6 protein-coding genes are annotated in these 3,522 nt (G+C 57.2%); 4 read left to right on the top strand and 2 right to left on the bottom strand.

Annotation, left to right across the window (positions count from 1 at the left end; all coding sequences use genetic code 11):
- The coding region (locus tag ABJZ52_RS15250) for a MobA/MobL family protein (RefSeq protein WP_348487800.1) at positions 1–874 on the top strand (874 nt) is incomplete at its 5' end.
- A gap of 26 nt (positions 875–900) precedes the next feature.
- Positions 901–1,293, top strand: coding sequence for a hypothetical protein (locus tag ABJZ52_RS15245; protein ID WP_348487799.1), 393 nt, complete (start codon positions 901–903; stop codon positions 1,291–1,293).
- Positions 1,294–1,325: 32 nt separating this feature from the next.
- Here ABJZ52_RS15245 and ABJZ52_RS15240 read toward each other — a convergent pair whose 3' ends face one another.
- Together ABJZ52_RS15240 and ABJZ52_RS15235 are read right to left on the bottom strand one after the other, a co-directional pair.
- Entirely contained in the window at positions 1,326–1,613 is a 288-nt protein-coding gene (locus tag ABJZ52_RS15240; protein WP_037275356.1) for a DUF3892 domain-containing protein, read from the bottom strand.
- Between the two features lie 102 nt (positions 1,614–1,715).
- Complete coding sequence (locus ABJZ52_RS15235; RefSeq protein ID WP_037275364.1) at positions 1,716–1,979, bottom strand: DUF3892 domain-containing protein; 264 nt, start codon at positions 1,977–1,979, stop codon at positions 1,716–1,718.
- Between the two features lie 107 nt (positions 1,980–2,086).
- On the opposite strand from ABJZ52_RS15235, the gene ABJZ52_RS15230 reads away from it, so the two are divergent.
- Both ABJZ52_RS15230 and ABJZ52_RS15225 read left to right on the top strand, forming a co-directional pair.
- Complete coding sequence (locus ABJZ52_RS15230; protein ID WP_037931678.1) at positions 2,087–2,410, top strand: helix-turn-helix transcriptional regulator; 324 nt, start codon at positions 2,087–2,089, stop codon at positions 2,408–2,410.
- Positions 2,394–3,188 (top strand): ImmA/IrrE family metallo-endopeptidase, encoded by a 795-nt coding sequence (locus ABJZ52_RS15225; RefSeq protein ID WP_348487798.1) that lies wholly within the window; start codon positions 2,394–2,396, stop codon positions 3,186–3,188. Before ABJZ52_RS15230 ends, ABJZ52_RS15225 begins: the two co-directional genes overlap by 17 nt.
- Positions 3,189–3,522 lie beyond the last annotated feature (334 nt).

The following is a 3,522-nucleotide window of genomic DNA, read 5'->3' as shown; positions in this document are numbered from 1 at the left end:
TGCGCATGTCATGCTGACCATGCGGGAGCTGACCGGCGAGGGGTTCGGGAAGAAGGACCGCAGCTGGAATGCGCCGGACCTGCTGATGGGCTGGCGCGAAGTCTGGGCGCGAGATGCGAACACGGCCCTTGAACGGGCAGGACGGTCGGAGCGGATCGACCACCGGTCCCTTGATGTTCAGCGCGCCGAAGCCGAGCAACAGGTCGAGCGGGCACGCGGGGGCGGGCAGGAAGAGCTGGCGCTTGAGCACGAGAAAAAAGTGGTCGAGCTCAGCCGGGAACCTGAGCCGAAAATCGGCCCATCAGCCAATGCCCAGGAGAAACGCGGGATCGTCACAGAGCGCGGTGAGGCTTTCCGCGCGGCTCAGGCGCGCAATGCACAGCGCCAAGAGTTGGGCTGGCGGCAGTTGGAATTGCGTCTTGAGCTGATGGAGCGCGGGCGCGCCTTCATTGCCACCGCGCGCGAGCGGCTGGATCAGCTTTGGGGCCGCGCCGAGGCGGCGATGTCACGGATCAAGGAGAGGGTTATGGGCGAGGTTGAGAGGCCGCAGGCTGGTGCCGAGCGGAGCGACATGGATGCGCGCCGGGCGGCAGTGTTGGGGCGCGACGTTGATCGACCTGAGGTGCAAGCGCCGGATGTCGGGCGAGAGCGCGCCCCATCCGACGATCCTATACGGGAGCGTCTGAACGCCATCCTTGGGCGTGCGCGCGATATCGGACAGGAGCGGGATGCCGCAGCGGTAGAACGGGACATTGCCGCCCGCGACGGAGAGGGCCGTGACCAAGGACGGCGGGATGACATTCTCGGTCGCGGGCGTGATAGTACGCCCGAACGGGGGCAGGGCCGCGATCGCGACAGAGACAGAGAACGGTGAAAAACGTTTGCAGAGAGGTGGCCAAGATGAAGAAATGGCGCGTTGTTCTGGACGCCGTGAAGGCCCCGACCTGCGGTGACTGGGTTGCCGTGAGCGGGCTTTGCCCAGGTGAGGAGGAAACCGCACGGTTCCTCTTTTTGGACGGGACGGAGGCAGATGGGTTCACGTTCCTCGATGCCCCGCAGGAGCAGGTTGGCAACGCTCCCAGTGGCGAGCAGGTTCCGTGGCTGCACTTTCCAGACTGCATGGAGATCGTCGGAGTGGAACGTCAGGACTGGCGACCGCCGAGCTGGCCGCACGACAAGACGTTGTGGCGTCTGACCTTGGTAAGCCTGCCGTCGAATGTCGAATTCGAGAAACGGCTTTTGGAGGGCCAGGAAAGCAGGCGTGGTGTCCTGAGCCGGTTAGGGTTGAGATAGGCTAGGCACTTGGGTGTTGCGCACCCCAAGGCCTATTTGCAGCGCGGCAGACTAAGGAGGTTATTCGGTTCGGCACCATCCGCTTCGGTTTTCAGGTATTTCTTTCCATTCCGCGTAGCGATGATGACCCAGACCGAGTTGCCATTTACGCTGGTCCAGAAGCGCCAAGTGCCGTCTTCGATACCTTTGATGGCAACATCGAGCTTGATGCACCAAGGACCACCACTCTTGGAACCAGTGGCTCCGCCGATGCTGTCAATACGCCGGTCAGAGTCCGCGCCGTCTGGGATAATGCAGGTGATCTGATGATCCTGTGGCATGAGGTAATATCCTTCTTTTTATGACATTCAAGGATGCCAGGTTGAAACGGACCCGCAGAGGTAGATGCTATCTGCGAGCCCTGATGTTGTAGGGTCATAGGCTTAGCAATCAGGGAGATTGTCCAAGTTGTTGCTCGACGACTTATCGGCGGTCGAACGAAGGTATTTGCCGGTCGTTCCGTTCACCACGGTGATGTCGACACGAGACGTGCCAGCCTGCTGGACGTAGTAGGTATGCGTGCCGTTTTCGATATCGCGGATCGCGTCAGCCTTCATCCGTGGGGACCATGCCTCGCCTGATTTGCAAAGCTTGGTGATGTCGCCATCCTTGTCTTTTCCCGACGCGGTAACTTTTCTGTCAGCCATCTTTTCGTTCTCCATTTTGGTTTACATAAGTATAGCTATTGCTACACTTGAGGTCAGATATAGTGATCGCTATACTTCTGTCAACCCGCGAACAGAGAGAAACTTGCATGTCAGAAAAATTTGGCGAAAAGCTCAGAAAAATCCGAACATCCAAGAACATGACGCAGGAGGAGCTGGCGACGGTCCTGGGGTCATCAAAGGCGTATGTTTGGCAGCTCGAAAACAAGAAGAATGCCAAGCCGTCCGCTGAGTTGCTGCTAAAGATCGCAAATCATTTTGGGGCCTCGCCAGAGTTCTTCCTGGACGATACGCAAGACGAGCCTTCTGACCGACAAATCGAGGATGCCTTTTTCAGAAAATTCCATAAGCTGTCTGAGAATGACAAGCGCACGATTGAGAGGATAGTTTCAGGTTTTGACGACGACGATTAGCCGCCCTCCGATGAAGGAGGCCAACCGCCTTACAAGGCTCTGGCAGGACCACGGCCCGAACACTTACCCACTGGATATTTCAAAGCTCATTGATGGCGCACTTCAAAACAGCGATTTTGGCGGCGAACTGAAAACCAAGATAGGCAGCTACGATTCCTTCGAAGGGTGTCTTGTTAAAACAAAGAACACCGACAAGTGGACGATTTTGCTGAACTCGGAAATCGAGAATAAGCGGCGTCAACGGTTCACATATGCCCATGAGTTGGGACACTTCATGTGCCATCGGGGCTTGCGGGATCGTTTCGAAGACAGCGATGATACCCTGAACGATTTCAGGGATAAGATAGAAACCGAGGCCAACGTGTTTGCGTCGTGGCTACTTATGCCTGCCAACCTTCTCAGAGATGAGTTTAGCGGGATTGGCTGGAATACGGATTCCCTATGCGAGATAGGAAACCGTTTCGAGTGCTCACTCCAGGCGAGTGCTTTGCGGTTTGTCGGGCTGTCCAGCAAGCCAGTTGCATTTATCGTGTCGCGCGATGGAATGGTTGTTTGGGGCAGCAAAAGCAAATCAGCTCCGTACATATCAGCGTTTTGCTTTGGAGATGAACTACCCAAAGCCTCCCACGCTCTTACAGCCCACCTCAATGGTGAATCCTGCACATTGCCGCAGGATTCCGGCTTTGCTTGGAATGAGTTTCGAAGCGCGAAGGAGAGCCAGTACTTCGATTATTCCGGGCGGGGGTATCAGTACACATGCATTGAGTTTGTTGGATAAGTTGATGAACCCCAATGATAAACAGCCCTAGAAATTGTGTGATCCCGGCAGTGTGCCGGTTCTCGCTTTGAGCGATAGACAGGGCAGGGGATCGACGGGCTAACGCCCGCTCACCCCATCCCTGACAGTTTCCAAATCTTATTGATCCGCCTGCCATCCTGGCAGGTCCGAGAAAACCGGCAAGCGCCGCCTGTGGCGTCGGTTCCGGTCGAGAATTCCGGTTCCTCCCACGCGCAGGCGCGCGGTTCCCTCCCAAATTCACGCCCTCCACCCGGTTGTCACGGCCCCGCCAGGCCGCAGGACGGGCTTTGCCCTTACCTGCTCTGCCCTTCGG

It is taken from the genome of Roseibium sp., from assembly GCF_039982295.1.
Classification (GTDB): Bacteria; Pseudomonadota; Alphaproteobacteria; order Rhizobiales; family Stappiaceae; genus Roseibium.
The sequence above is the reverse complement of the archived record's forward strand: the minus strand, read 5'-3'. Positions and strand labels throughout refer to the sequence as shown.